Annotated in this window: 18 protein-coding genes; all 18 read right to left on the bottom strand. The window is 39.9% G+C overall.

What is annotated here, in order from left to right:
* Window positions 1-101 precede the first annotated feature (101 nt).
* The 18 genes from VK179_14005 to VK179_14090 all read right to left on the bottom strand — a co-directional run bounded on the left by VK179_14005 (window position 102) and on the right by VK179_14090 (window position 16,300).
* Window positions 102-2,225, bottom strand: a complete 2,124-nt coding sequence (locus VK179_14005) for a hypothetical protein (protein HLO59856.1) — start codon at window positions 2,223-2,225, stop codon at window positions 102-104.
* A 180-nt stretch (window positions 2,226-2,405) separates the two neighbouring features.
* Window positions 2,406-4,100 carry a gamma-glutamyltransferase gene (gene ggt, locus VK179_14010; protein HLO59857.1) on the bottom strand — a complete coding sequence of 565 codons (1,695 nt, stop codon included), beginning with the start codon at window positions 4,098-4,100 and terminating at the stop codon, window positions 2,406-2,408.
* 63 nt (window positions 4,101-4,163) lie between these two features.
* The gene (locus VK179_14015; GenBank protein ID HLO59858.1) at window positions 4,164-4,790 is read right to left on the bottom strand and encodes an HAD family hydrolase; all 627 of its coding nucleotides are present in this window, start codon (window positions 4,788-4,790) and stop codon (window positions 4,164-4,166) included.
* A 19-nt stretch (window positions 4,791-4,809) separates the two neighbouring features.
* A complete protein-coding gene (locus VK179_14020) occupies window positions 4,810-5,382 on the bottom strand; it encodes a TMEM175 family protein (GenBank protein ID HLO59859.1) in 573 nt (190 codons plus the stop codon).
* Window positions 5,383-5,436: 54 nt separating this feature from the next.
* Window positions 5,437-5,994, bottom strand: coding sequence for a class I SAM-dependent methyltransferase (locus VK179_14025; GenBank protein ID HLO59860.1), 558 nt, complete (start codon window positions 5,992-5,994; stop codon window positions 5,437-5,439).
* A gap of 54 nt (window positions 5,995-6,048) precedes the next feature.
* On the bottom strand, window positions 6,049-6,324 hold the full coding sequence (locus tag VK179_14030; GenBank protein HLO59861.1) for a T9SS type A sorting domain-containing protein: 276 nt from the start codon (window positions 6,322-6,324) through the stop codon (window positions 6,049-6,051).
* 154 nt (window positions 6,325-6,478) lie between these two features.
* Window positions 6,479-6,826 carry a hypothetical protein gene (locus VK179_14035; GenBank protein HLO59862.1) on the bottom strand — a complete coding sequence of 116 codons (348 nt, stop codon included), beginning with the start codon at window positions 6,824-6,826 and terminating at the stop codon, window positions 6,479-6,481.
* A 60-nt stretch (window positions 6,827-6,886) separates the two neighbouring features.
* Window positions 6,887-7,999 (bottom strand): hypothetical protein, encoded by a 1,113-nt coding sequence (locus VK179_14040; protein ID HLO59863.1) that lies wholly within the window; start codon window positions 7,997-7,999, stop codon window positions 6,887-6,889.
* Between the two features lie 92 nt (window positions 8,000-8,091).
* Window positions 8,092-8,493 (bottom strand): VOC family protein, encoded by a 402-nt coding sequence (locus tag VK179_14045; protein HLO59864.1) that lies wholly within the window; start codon window positions 8,491-8,493, stop codon window positions 8,092-8,094.
* Window positions 8,494-8,782: 289 nt separating this feature from the next.
* Complete coding sequence (locus tag VK179_14050; protein ID HLO59865.1) at window positions 8,783-9,949, bottom strand: alpha/beta hydrolase-fold protein; 1,167 nt, start codon at window positions 9,947-9,949, stop codon at window positions 8,783-8,785.
* Between the two features lie 66 nt (window positions 9,950-10,015).
* Window positions 10,016-11,224, bottom strand: coding sequence for a hypothetical protein (locus VK179_14055; GenBank protein HLO59866.1), 1,209 nt, complete (start codon window positions 11,222-11,224; stop codon window positions 10,016-10,018).
* A gap of 47 nt (window positions 11,225-11,271) precedes the next feature.
* The gene (locus VK179_14060; protein ID HLO59867.1) at window positions 11,272-12,060 is read right to left on the bottom strand and encodes an alpha/beta hydrolase; all 789 of its coding nucleotides are present in this window, start codon (window positions 12,058-12,060) and stop codon (window positions 11,272-11,274) included.
* Window positions 12,061-12,140: 80 nt separating this feature from the next.
* Window positions 12,141-12,572: a DUF3795 domain-containing protein gene (locus VK179_14065; GenBank protein HLO59868.1), complete on the bottom strand. Its 432-nt coding sequence runs from the start codon at window positions 12,570-12,572 to the stop codon at window positions 12,141-12,143.
* Between the two features lie 10 nt (window positions 12,573-12,582).
* Window positions 12,583-13,158 (bottom strand): DJ-1/PfpI family protein, encoded by a 576-nt coding sequence (locus VK179_14070; protein HLO59869.1) that lies wholly within the window; start codon window positions 13,156-13,158, stop codon window positions 12,583-12,585.
* 57 nt (window positions 13,159-13,215) lie between these two features.
* The gene (locus VK179_14075) at window positions 13,216-13,593 is read right to left on the bottom strand and encodes a diacylglycerol kinase family protein (GenBank protein HLO59870.1); all 378 of its coding nucleotides are present in this window, start codon (window positions 13,591-13,593) and stop codon (window positions 13,216-13,218) included.
* Window positions 13,594-13,598: 5 nt separating this feature from the next.
* Window positions 13,599-14,261, bottom strand: coding sequence for a DUF1361 domain-containing protein (locus tag VK179_14080; GenBank protein ID HLO59871.1), 663 nt, complete (start codon window positions 14,259-14,261; stop codon window positions 13,599-13,601).
* Window positions 14,262-14,285: 24 nt separating this feature from the next.
* Entirely contained in the window at window positions 14,286-15,635 is a 1,350-nt protein-coding gene (locus tag VK179_14085) for an ATP-binding protein (protein HLO59872.1), read from the bottom strand.
* Window positions 15,636-15,733: 98 nt separating this feature from the next.
* On the bottom strand, window positions 15,734-16,300 hold the full coding sequence (locus VK179_14090) for a dihydrofolate reductase family protein (protein HLO59873.1): 567 nt from the start codon (window positions 16,298-16,300) through the stop codon (window positions 15,734-15,736).
* Window positions 16,301-16,419: the final 119 nt, after the last annotated feature.

A 16,419-nucleotide genomic window follows, 5' to 3' on the forward strand; every position in this document is an offset into this window, starting at 1 on the left:
GGGGAGAGGGGGTGACGGGGTGACGGTGTGAAGTTCTCTCATACGTCCCAGAGGTCCTATTGGTCCCAGACCAGAAGACCAGAAGACCAGAAGACCAACAATTATAACTTCACGGATATCCCGGGTCCGATCAGCAACATCCAGGTGTTTGCCTTAAACTGGTAACCCCCTCCTAAGTATAGCGGGAAAGCCAGCTTTTTACCTCGTGAAGTGGGATAAAGACTGGCCAGCGCAACAATGGCCAAATCCTGCCGTTCACTCTGAAAATTAAAGGCATCAAGTGCGAGAAAACCAGCTCCAAACCGGTAAGGCCTCAGCTTGGCAATCTTTTCCGGGTGATAAAAGGCAAACTGCGCCACCATGGCCATGCTGATACCATACAGGTTATTGAATGTGGTTTTGCCCGGATTCTCCGGATCATGGGAAACTGTGAGCAAACCGGCAGGGAAAGAAACATCGATGTCAAATTTCATTTTCTTCTTCAGTATGATATCAATTTCTTTTTCCTGCTGCACTTCGCCGTATTTACCCGGAGTATTGCGGAAGGTAAGATGTATCTTCGACCAGTCGTCCAGGTCACTTGTTGTCCGGCTCAGAAACTTGTTGAGGCTGATGTCTCCCTGGTTACAATTGCGTTTATCGTAATAGTTGTACCGGGGCGAATTTTCACCGGGACAGACCGTCATTGCCGGAAGAGTTTTCATATCGATCAGCTCATTTGCGGGTCCTGTAACCCTGAGATCGACGCTCACATATTGCCTGCCATATAGTTTATCATCCACATCAATCCGGTTTTCATTAAAAGATATCACAATGTCACGGATTGTCTTGTCAAAGAGGATCGGCCCGCGCACACCGGAAACCACCCGGTTTATGTCGCCATAATTGAGCATGATGTAATCAAAAGGCCTTGGATTTTCATATTCCCTGATAGTCAGGGCCTGACCGGTATTCGCTGAATTGCTATATAATCCGACCCGTTTTTTATTGATATCAAGCGGGACTCTCAGTCTCATTATAACCTGCTGTTCATTCTGTATCAGCGTGTCTGATGTAATATCAACAAGGTCTTCAAAATGGAAACGGGCTTTATAAAGAGCAGTGCCTTCAATTTTCACACTCACTGTCTCACCGGGGTAAACCGACAGATCACGGCTCCACTCGCCGCCATCGCGCATTACAGAAATTGCCGTGATAGCAGTGGCGGGCGTAATATTAAAGTTCGAAATAAACCTGGCCTCATCACCTTCTTTTATATAAAGGTATCCTTCAGTGCTGCGGTGATAATTGTACGTTTTGAGGTAACACAATACCCGGTTGTCCGTCAGGTAATTTCGTGTAAATATTTCTGCAATCAGCACTCCGCCGGGTTCTTCCTGGTTTTCTACCCTGTAGGTTTTGTTGATCTGAAGATTCCGGCTATTGTCAAGCTGGATTTCAACGCCCTGGGTACGGGCTTTTTCATCCATTGTAACATCCTTCTTATCTGTATTCAGGTACTGAAGCCTGCTTGTCTTCACCGAAAAAGTACATTCAAGCGGTGGAAGCTGCGAAAGGGGAGTGTTTGTGTTCAGATCCATATCCGGTTTATCGGTATGGAGGTTTAACTTCAGACGCTGCAAGCCTGTCTGGTTAGGCATAACATGCAGGATCAGCTGGTTATTCAGGTTTTCAAGCCGGTAATCCATTGGCAGTCCTGATGTCCATTCGCTGGCAAATCTCAGGTTAGCTGCGTTATTTGTAATGATTTCGAAAACTTTTTCTTCTCCAAGGAACAGATCATCGGAGGCAGGTTTGATACTGACCGTTGTCTTTGTACAGGGAAACAAGCCAATGGCTTGATATCCTGAGGTCTCTGCTGTACTATAACTGACCTGCAACTTCAAAAATCGCGATTGCGTAAGGTTTTTAAATCGCACTTTCGAATGCCAGGCATTATTGAATAAAAGCAGGGAGTCAATGATCTCGTAATCACCTGAGGGAATCAGGTGCAGTTGTGTCATGGGTTCCTTTGGAGTGAGTGTAATTTCGGCAATTTCATTCTCTTCACGGTAGAAGAAATAGAGCAGCTTTTCACCACCGCTCATCAAAGAATTCTTGTTACTGTTATACACACCTGAATCCGTGCGGATCTCAATTGTACTGAAAATACTCGGGCTTTCGGTTTGGGCGTTGATCAGGGAAGGAATGAACAGGGTTAGAATAAGCAAACTTCTGATTTTCATGATAATGGAATTACAACTTCACGTTTCAACACGCCGCCAAAATACACAGAATTGGGGAAAACTCAAAATTTTACCGATTACTGATACCTATTACCTATTATCGATACCGATTACTGATTACCGATTACCGAATACCGAATACCATTACCGATTCCCGAATACCGAACACCGATTAACGAACTAGTACCCTAAAGCCGTTCCATCGGGACTTCGGGGATCGGCTTTTCCCGAATAGATATGATTTTTTGAATCAAACAGGATACCCATGGCTTCTCCAAGCCTGTAACCATTGCCAGTATCCGTTTCATGCCCTATTTTACGGAACTCTCTAAGGGAGGCATCTGAAAGCGTATTATATTCCAGTATGGTGGTATCCGGCATCCATTGATGATGTATACGTTTTTGAGTAAGGGCGTCCGAAATATTCATATCAAAATCGATTACATTCAGCACAACCTGAAGTACCGTATTGGGTATCGTCCGGCCTCCGGGCGAACCAATGACCAGGAACGGTTTTTCATCTTTCAGTACAATGGTTGGACTCATACTGGATAACATCCTTTTTCCGGGTGCAACCAGGTTCGGTCTTGTACCAATGTTACCAAAATTGTCAGTTATTCCGGGCATCGGATTGAAATCGCCCATCTCATTGTTGAGAAGGAAACCGGCTCCTTCTACAACCATACCTGATCCGAACCAGCCTTCAATGGTATAAGTGAGTGATACGGCATTACCATGAGAATCCATAACCGATAAATGGGTAGTATGAGGACCTTCGTTCAATTGATTTACATCCCCGGCTTTGGAAGCTAAGGATGTATCAGGAAGAATGAGCTTTTGAAGTGTATGTGCATATTCCTTACTACATAGTTTTTGCACCGGAATATTCTGAAAATCAGGATCCCCCAGGTATTTGGCGCGGTCAAGAAAAGCAAGCCGCATGGCCTCTGATAATGAATGTAAATATTGAACCGAGTTATGGCCCATTCCCTTCAGATCAAAACCTTCGAGAATATTCAGCGCTTCAGTAATTACAATTCCTCCTGAACTTGGCGGCCCCATTGAATATACATCGTAGCCCCTGTAATTGCAATGAACCGGTTTTCTTTCAACAGCCTTATATTGTTTCAGATCTTCAGCAGTAATCATTCCCCCGTTATTCTTCATAAATTCGCAAATCAACTGCGCGGTTTTTCCGTTGTAAAAGTCTTCCATGCCGGATTCCTGAATTCTCTTTAAAGTAGAAGCAAGGTCGGGTTGACGCCAGAGTTCTCCGGGCAAATATGCGGAGTTATCTTTTTTCAAAAATGCTTTTGTTGTTGACGGATACTTCAGAAAATTATCAATTCCATAATTAAAGTTCCTTGATAAATTTTCAGTGATCGCGAAGCCGTTTTCAGCAAGGTTAACAGCCGGTTCAACCAGTTCCTTCCAGTCAAGCTTACCATATTTTTTATGCGCTAATTCCAATCCCGCAACTGTTCCGGGAACACCGGCTGACAAAACACCTTCGTGGTTGCTATTGTCTTTGATTTTTCCTTCGGTATCCAGAAACATGGCTGAATCGGCTTTCAGCGGAGCTTTTTCCCTGAAATCGATACTTGTTATGAGCCCGTCATTCCGGTAATATATAAGGAATCCTCCTCCCCCGATATTTCCGGCCTCAGGATAAGTAACTGCGAGCGCAAATGACATGGCAACGGCAGCATCAATGGCATTACCTCCCTTTTTCAGGATTTGCAGCCCGATTTCAGAAGCATTCCGGTCAGAACAAACCACCATTCCGTTTTTGCCTGAAACCGCATCGCCTGTTTGGGTAAGCCCTGCAGGTATACAACCTAAAAGGCCAATCAGAAAAATTGAAAAAAATCGCATGTCTTTTTCGTTCTAAACTTCTAAACCTCTAAACCTCAAACTTCAAACTTCAAACTTCAAACCTCAAACACTAAACCTCTCCCACACTTCCTTCGGCGAAGTAAAATAATACGTCGCATCAATCCTTTCCGTCGCATTGTAACCCCATAGCGCCAGGCCAAAGTCGACCCCCGCAGAAAAGGCACATTGCCTGTCATAAGCGGTGTCCCCAATATAGAGAGCCTCTTTATTGCTAATTCCTGCTTTTTTAAGGTATGCCAGCATGGGATCAGCAGAAGGTTTAGGTCTTTCACTGTCCTCCATGCAGATTACCGTTTCAAAGAAACCAGCCAGGCCGAAAGGCACAAAATCCTGGTTAAATTCAAACCTGTTTTTCGAAGTAATGATACCCGGTTTTATTCCTTTTTGCCTGAGCTTTTTTACAAGTTCTTCAATACCCGGGAATAAGGTTACTGCATCGAGATGCTTCTTGAGGTATTCGTTCCAGATGAAATAAGTATGTTCAGCATTTTTCAGATTGAGTTTGTTGAGTGCGGTAATTCCGGGTATTCCAAGGACAAACCTCAGATCATTCAGGTCATAGTCCTTGCTTTCAACTTCTTTAAGAGTATCCTGTAAAGAGACCAGGACAGCCTTTTCGGTATCAAGCATTGTGCCGTCTATATCAAAAATAAAGTGACTGTAGTTCATCTTTCAGTTTCCGAAATTCCTACTTAAGTGCTTTCTCAATGCGCCTGTCGGGTATCAGCCATATCAAAGCCACCAGCACGTATATAAAACCTGCAAGGTATGAGTTTACCCAGCTCAGGATAATTGCCGAAAGATATAATATAACCGACAGTTTGCCTTTAAGGTCCTTTCCTATGGCTTTTGCCAGCATACTGTCGTTTCCCTGGGTTTTGAGAATGATCTGCTGAAGAATATAGTATGAAACGGCTGCCATGAACATGATAACACCATATAACGCCACAGTGTTCCTGCTGAAGTGATTTTCGCCCATCCACCCGGTTACAAACGGAACCAGGGAAAGCCAGAAAAGCAAATGCAGGTTAGCCCAGAGTATCGATCCCGTAACTTTTGTAATGGTATGAAGCAGGTGATGGTGATTAACCCAGTAAATTCCGACATAAATAAAACTGAGGACATAACTGAGGAAAATCGGAATGACCGGTATCAGATCTTTGAACTCATTTCCATGGGGCACCTTAATTTCAAGTACCATAATGGTAATGATAATCGCCAGTACTCCGTCACTGAATGCTTCAACCCGACCTTTTTGCATGGTTGCCGTTTATCCAAAATTAATCCATAACTTTTATTTTTTCAACCTTAAACTTCAACTCTTGGCCATCAGTACTGACCTGCTAAAGAACACACGGGGGGTATTTTTAACTTCAAACCCGACTGATATTGCTTTTCCGAGCATTTTTTCGAAATCCTTCTTTTTGACATGGATTATTGGTTCTATAATGAAAAGTAATCCGCCCGGTTTCAGCAATGAATAGAGCTCAGAAAACAATCTGTCCTGATCCGGTACCTCATGAACCATCCAGAAGGCCAGCGTAAAATCCACCTGTTCAGCAAGGCCAATCGTATCTTTTTTGCAGGGATGAAGCCTTATTCTTGAAGCAAGCCGGGTAGCGGTTATTTTATTATAAATTATATCAAGCATTCCCTGCTGAAGATCAGCAGCAATTACCTCACCTGAATTATGCAGAAGATAGGCTATGGCAAGCGTGAAGAATCCCGGGCCGCATCCAAGGTCAAGAATCTTCATACCGGGTTGAATATAAGGCCTGAGAATATTAACCGGATCCTGAAATATTTTCCTTAAACGGTTATCGAAGCTGAAAGCAACTCCGACAGGACAAACCATGTATTTTTCCTGGCTCATTTTTTGAAATTTTTAGAAATAAAAATCAAACCTCAAAAGGTGAACACCTGTACTTTACCTGATAAATTTAAAACATTTATATTCCTGTTCTCCGTTGATACTTATATATACAGTATATAATCCTTTAGCTAAATTACCTGTGTATACCTGATCTTCATTGCCAGAGACTCTCTTTTTAAGAATCAGTTTTCCTGCAGCATCAAAAATCGACAGATCGGCATGGTCAGTTATTCCTTCAATATAGAGCACATTGTTTCTTTTAAAAGCTTTCAGACTGTTCTCAGGAATGTTATTTTCATTCACAATCACTTTATCATCCGGACGAATCACCTGGAAACAATGAGCATCATTTGAAATCCTGAAAAGAAAACTTTAAATTTCATTTTTAGGGTGCGAATAGAAGTTAAACTTTCAAACGATTTCAGACATCCTCAAACATCTGAACCCCTGAACTTCTAAACATCAGACGTCAAACCTCAAACGACTACCCCGGCACAGCCGGAACTTCAATTTTTAAATCACCGGTTCCCTTTATAAATGTTATACTCAGAAAAACAGGAACTTCATTATTTGAATCAGAGTTATTCAGGAGAATTTCATTTAAAGTTAAATAGTTTTTCAGATCAGCGTATAAGGCAGTTAGTTTTTGTTCAACGGTTTCGATTTTTATGGAAATCTCGAGGTCGGAAAACATATGAAAATCGGTTATATAACCATAGCGGTTTGCCACTTTCTCAATTTCATAAATAGCTACATTCCTGTCCTTATTACTGATTCCCCTCCAGTACATATTTTTACTTTTATTCAGAAATTCCCAATAGAATTTTTCCATTTTGCACGATGTGACCTGTCAGCGTCCGAAGGACCTGACAGCGTTATTTAAAAGGAATTTTCATAATGTTCTGTTTTCTTCTTTTGAATTTTCAGTTTTGCATAGGCATCCTGAATGTTTTTCCATTAATTGTATAGAATCAATCAGGTAATACGCGGATACATTAAAATCGCCTTCACTTGTTTTTACAATGGTATTTCTGAAAACTTTAATTTTATCAGTATCAATATAGCGGCCCACTGTAATATATTTCTCTTCTCCGGTTGAAATGTATTCTGAACAAAGCGTATCCCACCGATTCGAATAAGATGGCAAATTATTAAAAAGGATATCAGGTGTTCTGTTTTTAACAAGGTCAAATGAATGGTTGTCTGTTGAAAACTGTACACCAAATTGATCTGTTAAATAACCTGAATTCTGACTCAAAGAGATAACGAGTTTTAAACAATAAGTCTTACCGGCTATGAGTGGGGACTTTAATTCTCCGGTAATGAATTCCATATATTCACCGGTAGGATTGTGAAATAAGATCAGACCTACATAATCATAATCATTCCGGCCTTCAGAATTCATGTTATCAGGAACGTTTTTAAGACGGCGAAGAGAATTGTAGTAATCGGGTGTATGATTATCAGGAGAATGCCAGAATGGAATCTGTTTTTCAATCTGACTTTGACCATCCTTGATTTCCATTTCAGGAGGTCCAAAGTAAAAGGAGAAGTCTCCGTTTTTAATTAAATTGAGAGTATCATCCTGTATTATCTCAAGAGTATCCCTGGTGCCGTTGATTACTTTGATTCTTCCTGCTAGTTCTTTGTTATCGTAATATTCTGCAATTTCTGAATTCCAGAGAATGTTATTCCTGTATTCTTCTCTTTTAAGAAGTTGTCCCTGTTCATTATAGTATTCCCACCAGCCTGTCCGGGTTTCTTCTGAGTCACAATTTTTAATATTCTGATAACTTTCTTTTCTTTCAACATTACCATTTTGATAATAGTAAGTCCACCTTCCGATATTCTTGCAAGCAGAACCAATGCAGGGGTATCCTTTGCAGGTAACTACCCGGCCTTTTGCCAGGGTTTTTCCGTTGCTATATTCCAAACGTATTTTCCTGATCTGGCCGGATAATGGTATGAAAAATAAGAAGGTTATCAGTAGAAATTTTATTCTCATCCTTAAAATTGTGAAAAATTGCATGACTGAGCTTGTCGAAGTCATGCTTGCTTAATAAGGTATCACCGGTCGCTGAGCTTGCCGAAGCCTGATCACTGAGTGAGCCTATTCTCAATCATCCACTGATGACCGAAAGGATCCAGAATTTCTGCCTGCCGGTAGCCATAATCATAATCCTGAGCCGGATTCAGCAACCTGGCTCCTGCATCCAGCGCACTCTTTACAACTGAATCCACATCTTCAACAAATAGTCCGATAAGGGTTGTGACCCCCTTTATCTTTCGGGGTTCAAACTGTCCCTTTGCCGGTCTCTCTTCATGCAGGTGAAACAGGGTCGGGCCAATCGACAGTTCTGCCACAAGCAGGGTGCCGTCATCATTCCGGAATTCCCTGATTACTGTTGCATTGAATGCTTTAGTATAAAAGGAAATATCCATTGTTCCTTCAGGGATAAACAGTTGCGGCGCAAAAACAGTACGATTAGTTTCAGTCATGGTTTTGATAGTTAAACTATCAGTGTTCCGTGTTTGTTCAAATTCAACCGCTACCGCGGTTGTGAACTGTGAATGCCAATAACACCGGCTTTCAGCCGGCGCTATTCACATTAATCCGCTAACGCAGATTTTAGCCACTCCAGAAATCCTATCAATCCTATCAATCCTATCAATCCTATCAATCCCATTAATCCCAATAATCCCATTAATCCCAATAATCCCAATAATCCCATTCGTCCCATAGGTCCCAGACAAGACCAGAAGACCAGAAGACCAGAAGACCAACTGCCTACTTAAACAAATACGTCGCAAACTCGTGCAAACATCTTCTCCAGGTAAGCCATTCATGGGCTGTATTCTGTGATTCATAAAAGACAATATTCTTCACGCCCAATCCTGTCAGCTTATCCCTGAAACTCTGCGACCAGTTCCCTTCTGCGGTTCCCGTTCCCATCCAGATGAGTTTCATTTTCGAATTGATCTCATCGGGCCGTTTCAGTAATCCACCATAAAGTGTAGTGATATCAATATTCTCTCTTACCATCAGCGCACCGCTGAAGGCACCCATGTAGGCAAATTTATCGATGTTATTAAACACAATTTCAAATGTTTGAAGTCCTCCCCATGACAATCCTGCCATAGCCCGGTGATCACGGTCGGATAGTGTCCTGTAACATGAATCGATCATGGGAATGATATCCCTGATGATCAGCTCCTGGAATTCAATTTTGTCTTTCCCGGTAGAAGTTATTGATTGAGGGATATCCCAGTTGACCACGTTAAACTGCAATCCTGAGATATCGCCGTTATCCATCACGACGATCATGGGCACTGCTTTCTTTTCGGCAATGAGGTTATCAAGAATGAAGTTCATTTTGCCCTGGTTGCTCCATCCTGTCTCGTCTTCCGCCCATCCGTGCTGAAGATACAGTACAGGATATCTTTTATCCGGGTTCTTATCATAATCGGGGGGAGTGTAAACAAAACAACGACGTGTTGTTTTGCGTACAGGTGAATAGTAATACCTGGCTCTTACTTCACCATGCGGGACATTCTGCGGCTGAAAAAACTTCATGTCGGCAGACGGAATATCAATCCCGCTCATTGCAGCATCGGCCCCAAAATAGGTGATAGTTGACGGATCAGAAACTCTTGCGCCGTCAACAATGAAAGCATAGTAATGAAAGCCTTCCACAATGGGCTCTGTTGTACCTGTCCACACTCCCTTGTCGTCCTTTTGAAGAGGGAATTTTTTGCCTGTAATATCTGCCGAAACCTGTGTGGCTTCGGGAGCAACCAGTTGAAACACTACTCTACCGTCATCATAAATTCGCGGATACGATCTTCCGGGAAGGCAATTGTCGGCTTTAACGGTGTTTTCAGGTAAAGTCTGAGCCTTTATAATAGTGCTTAAAATAAAACTCAGAATCAGGACAGAAATAAGTTTAGATTTCATGGTGTTGCTGATTGTATGTAAACTAATACAATTCAGAGCCCGTTTGTACTCACAGTTCTCTTCGATCTAAGGATTATCATTTTCAGAATCCAGTCCGACTAATCTTCCATTTCTTAATTCCTTAAATATGAAATGTATTTTGTTCATAGATTTGGAATTATATTCCATTATACTTGCTGCAGGTGCATCAATAGCCCCGGCCAGGGCTATTGAAGTTGCATCGCATGGTCTGAAATGCTTGCTATCCTCCGAACATAAGGTTACTGAATATTCATGTAATCCGTTTTCCTCATCGCCATAGAAAGTTGAAACCTGTAAGTACAACAAAGTGTCTAGCACAAAAGCATCTTCAATATAGAATCCGTTTTCAAAATCGCTGCTGTCAGTTTCAATTTTTGTCCTGGTCCAATTTCTGAAATCGGTTGACTCATACAGGTAATAAGAATCTTTTGCTGCTGCTAAATAAATAACTTTGCCATGTGCATATTGGAGATTTAGATTGGAATCAGCTTTTGTGGGTGTTTCGATATAATTCCACCTGATGGCATCATCTGAAACAGCCATAAATGAAGTGGTATCAGTCAGAATGTAAACACTATCCCTGTAATAGCCTTTCAATGAAAACCAGTCATATGATATATACGGGTATTCCTCTTTATTGAAATTAATTGCCGTATCCGGAAAACTGAAGACATAAATCGTCTGGTTTTCTGCAGGGACTTGATTTGTATATTCCGGGTAAGAATTATCCCAGTTGAAGTAAGCATAAAGTTTCCAGTGTATGCCATCTTCAGACACAGCCAGTGATAAATTATGTTCTGCTATAATTTTATCGTTAATTACATGAATTGATGTAACATAAATTCCGGTTGAAATCCACAGAATGCCATCGCGGGAATAATGAATCACCTGCATCCTGTCAGGGTTTTCACCCACATCAATAATTGAAATGAAGTAGTTTTTAAAAGCAACGATATTTCTTGGAAAGGCTTCATATTTTAAGGTATCTCCGTTTGTATTAACCGTTATACCGGTGGGTTTTATCCATTGCCAGGTACTGTCATCAACCGATTCCAGGTAAAATAACGTTTCAATTTTATTATTCATGGCATCCCATTTCTGCTTTTCTTCTGCTACAACACCGTCGGCAAGCAGCAGTCCATTATTCCTTATTACATGATTAACCTTATAATAAGGATAGAATGAACTGTTTTGAGAATGAGTACTTAATAAAGCAAAATGAAGTAATGTAACCAGGATGATTATTGAACGCATAATTAGTATATGACTTAATATTGAGTCATCACACATTCAAACTTTAACTAAAAAGCAGATTTTTGGCTTGACAGAATATTCAATACTGCCGTTTCCAGAAGATGATTGAATTCCGATGGATTTTCAATCATGGGATAATGACAGGTACCTTTAATATTCATGACTAAATAACCGGAGTGTGCATACAACTTCAGTAAGTCTTCATTGGTTGGCACATAATCAACATTAATCAAATGTAATTTAAATCGCAATCGCTGTAATAATTCCCTTTCACGGTTGAAATAGGTGAAGCTCGATGTTAATAATGCAACTCCTGTTTCAGGGTCAAAGTTTTTGTAATCCTTTATAATGCGATTCCTTATCTGGTCATCAGTACTGTCTGTCAATAAGGATTGTCGCGCAAATGCTTCCGAGACAGAAGGGAAATCACTTTTCATCATAATCAGTGCCTGTTCAATCTGTTTGGTAATACTTGGTGGCAATGCTGTTCCGGCATATTTAAAATTGTCAATACCAATAAAGCCAGTAATTAAATCCGGTATTTTATCGGCAACCTCTAAAATGACATCACCGCCAAGCGAATGCCCGATTAAAATAATATTGGAAAGGCCTGATTCAACAATAACAGAAATAATATCATCACCCAGCGACTGAATTGACCAGTTATCACGATTTTTGTCTGATCTGCCATGACCGGCTAAATCGACTAGTACTACTTTATAGGTTTTGCTGAAATATTCAAGCTGTTCCTGCCAATAATCCTTATCAATAAATGCACCGTGGACAAATAAAAGCGAAATATCGCCTGTACCTTTGATAATGTAATCGAGTTTCATAATGCTGATATGGTTATTTAATGCAATTTAATTTATCACAATCTGGTTCTTGTTTTGGGTTAAAAATTCAAAATTATTGTTTAATGAAAATGGTTTTTGTTTCGGTGTTCTGTGTTTATCCTTGTAAGAATTTCCCGTTTCAGTAAAAACGCGTTACAAAGAACATTGTATTCCTCTTCTGTGCATTTTCCTTTGCAGATCGTATTGGTTTTATCCGTTTTTTCGAACACGGCATTTATTTTATCACAGGGAAAATGTTGGCATTCTCCGCAATTGTTAATGTTCTGAAGGTGTATGCAGTCATTAATCCCTTGACTGCAGGCCATATCCCGGTTGCAACCATAACACTTCATTTGCTCCGGGTCAATGACTTCAGGCCGGAATCCCAATTTAAACCACAAAGCGGCAAATCTTTTTAAGGCTTCGATATCGTTGTTCCGTGTTGCAACATAGCGCGGGCACAATGAACACACATCTCCGCAAAATGAAATAATCTGATTTTGAGCTGTCATGATACTATAATTAAAATCCCATCAGTTTTCTTACTTTATCTGAATTTGCTTTTGAGGTTAGCAATTCAAGTAATAACAAGGCTACATTAATTGCTGTAGAAGGATTCCAGGATGTGATGATATTATCATCCAAAACGATTGGCTGATCCAATACATTGGCTCCAAATTCCAAGAGTTCTTTTCTCCTTTTGACACTGTCATAAACTGTTGCATTTTTATTTATCAGAATACCGCTCTTCGCCACAGGCAGTGAACCTACACAAATGGACGCAATCACTTTATTTTCTGTTTTGAACCTCCGGATCACATCCAGGAACTTTTCATTGTAGGCATCATTATAAAAGCCGTAAATTTCAAATCCTCCCGGAATCGCCAGGGCATCAAATGAATGGATATCAATTTCATCTAGTAAATAATCAACAATAAATTTCTGGTTGAATGAGCTCTTAATTTCCTTTTTAAGGGCGCAGGAAAACAGTTCTGTCGACATATCGCCTTCAGCATGATTCCATCCGATCACATCAATAAATGCGCTTGCCTCAAAGGATTCAAAGCCATCGGCCAATAGCAATAATACTTTCTTCATGTATCTGAATATATCTGGTTTTATAAGTTCTGGCAAACACGGTTATGGACCGGATAGTTAAAACCGACTGAGAAATTTTGGTACAAATATGATTAATCCAATAATCAATGCTGTTATAGCGCTTACCAAAACGCCTGCTGCTGACAAATCTTTAATTCTTTTAATCTTGTCATTCTTTTTGGGTGATACAAAATCTGATATACCCTCAATTGCTGTATTGGCTATTTCCATGGTAATCACGAATCCTATTGCAAAAACAATGGCAAGCCATTCATACACGGATATGTCGAAAAGGAACCCCGCAAGGATTGCGCTCACTGCCGCAAAGAAATGAATTTGGGCGTTATGCTCTTCTTTAAACAGGATCCTTAACCCGTTAAAGGCATGTTTGAAGCTTTTCAGCCGTTCGGCTACCAAAAATCTATTTTGTTTCATTCCGTCTAATTATCCCTTTTCTTAATAAACTTAAACGACCAGTAAATGATGGTTAAGAATATGAACATAAATAGTGTCATTCCCCACGTTTGCCGATGGTGAAACGGGTTTATAATTCTGTCCCCGATATCATAAGCCAATGAATAGGGTTGTCTTATTACATCCCAACTGTTCCAACGTAAATACCTTCCGATATAAATACCAAAACTTCCGAGAAACAGCAAACTCAGGGAAATAAAAGGAATTAACTTTTTATTGATTTTTTTGCTTAATAAGTTTTCAATATCCCACAGACTCATGAATCCGAACATCAATCCTGTCCATGCAAACGACAGGATCAGAACCAGGTCGAACCATATCGGCATGGTTGAATTCAATCTTAAATGAAATAAATCGGTAAGGATGTAAGGGGCATTTGGGAAAAATAACAGCCATAAAATCACTAAAATGAAATTCAGTTTTACATTCTGGAATCTCGGGTATACAAGTATTAACGATGTAAACAACCAGGGGAGAAAAGCCAGAAAAAGATTCCAGTTAAGAAAGAGAAATAATCGGGTGTCCGAATACAACAGCCGGAAAATTGAAAGACTAAAACACAGAATACTCAGTGCACCAAGAAATATGGTTTCCTTATAACGGTTTGACTCTTTTAATTCACGAATCATAAAGTAATAAGTTCTTCTAAGCTCTTAATCATTCAAAGGTAATTCAATAATGAATTTCACGCTGTTTTCAATATTAACTGCGCTGATTTTTCCCTTATGTTCATTGATATAGGTATAGCAAATTGATAATCCCAGTCCTTTGCCTTTATCCGGATCCTTGGTGGTAAAGAATGGATCAAAAATCTGGCTGAGGTGTTCTTCTGCGATTGGCGGTCCGGAATTTGAAATCTCAATTACAGCACTATTGTCCTTTCTGGAAGTTTTAATTAAAATCATTTTTTCTTTGATCCGGTCTGAATTCAACGCGAAGACAGCGTTATTAAATAGATTTATGAATATCTGATGCAATTTTTCAACATATACGGGAACGGGTACTGCTAATGCAAATTCTTTTGAAATAACGATGTCTTTTGGAATAATAGACATCATGAATAATAACGTATTATCAATGATGGAGTGTATGTTCAGGTATTCTTTCCTTGATTCGCCTTTAATTGAAAAAGACATTAACGCATTGACAATATCGACTGAACGATCAAATCCTTCATTGATAATATTGGTGGCCAAAGTATAGGATTCCTTCAATTCATCCGATACGCTCTTTTCAATCTCAGGTTTAATATCTTTCATGATATGAATTCCACCGGAAATGAAATTAAGCGGGTTATTGATTTCATGGGCAACTCCGGTGACAAGTGTGCCCAATGAGGCCATCTTTTCGGATTGAACAAGATGATTCTGGGCCTTTTTAAGTTCTTCGATAACAACATGCAGATGCTCTGTTCTTTCATTCACAGTCTTTTCAAGAGCCTGTTGATGATTCTGCAGCTCGATCCGTAATTTGTGTTGCACATAATAAAAAGAAATGGCTATGGCCGTATAAGTCATTTCATATTGCACTCCGACAAATAATTTGCTGAGATGCTGAGTGTAACTTTCAACGCTGGTTAAAACAATGAATCCATTAAATGAAATCAGGGCCAGTTGAATTGAAATCAGGTAATAAATCAGAACAAGGGCCACGCTTGCAATGGCGTTTTTTACAATATTAAATTGTTGCCTGTTCAGCATATTGAAAAAATACCACAAGATAAACAAGGGAATTGCGTGCCCTATGAAATTATGAAAGTAATCGTTTAAGCTAAGTGAAAAATTAATGGAAGAAATCGCACTTAAACCTATACTGTAAAAAGGGTTTGAAAGATGAATGATAGCAATCAGTAAAGGTAATTCCCTGAGATCGCTTTGCACTCCTTTTACCCCGGGAATATTGAAATAAATAAATTGAAAAATAAGAGAAAGAACACCAAAGGCAATGGTGAAAAGGATATCTTTTTTGAAGCGATTGTTGAGAATACTCTTAAAATAATTCATTATTGCCTGTGTAATCAATTTACAAGGTACAAAACATTCCTGATTTGGGGTGATTTTTTAAGGGAAACTTAAATGAAGGTATAATCTGGTTTTATCCTTTATTGGTTACTGTAATGGAGTGCAATTACTCCTGAAGTAAAAGGTTTATTTTCCAGGAGCCTCAGTTTGGTCCTTTCCTTAATGTTTTTAAACAAGGGAATACCCTGTCCCAATAAAACCGGATTCAGAAATATCCAATACTCATCTATTAAACCAAGTTCTAACAGGGAGTGTGAAGCGCGCGGACTGCCAAAAATCAGAATATTTTTACCGGGTTGTTGTTTTAACCGGATTATATTTTCTGTGAGATTGTCACGTATGACAGTAGTGTTTTCTGATCCGGTTTCACTTATTGTTTTTGACAGAACAACCTTTGAAACATTTTTATACCAGACAGAGTGTTCCTTATCGTGTTTGCTTGCATTGGGCTGCTCACCTGCCCCCGGCCAGTATGCCTCCATCATCTGGTAGGTCACCCTTCCATAAAGAGCAGTATCAGCCTTGTCGGTCATTGTGGATACAAAATCGAATATTTCATCATTGACGGTTACCCAGTTTAATTCACCTTTTGAACCGGCCACAAAACCGTCAAGTGAAGCATGCATAAAAAATACAAGGTTTCTCATTAGCTTTTCCTTTGGAACTTAAACAAAGTTCTTTCCCGGTTTGTTCCATTCATTTGTAAACTCCGGATAGTTCGGATTCAAAAAAACAGATAAACAAAGTATAACTTTGGGAAAACCAG

Source organism: Bacteroidales bacterium, from assembly GCA_035299085.1.
Lineage (GTDB): Bacteria > Bacteroidota > Bacteroidia > Bacteroidales > UBA10428 > UBA5072.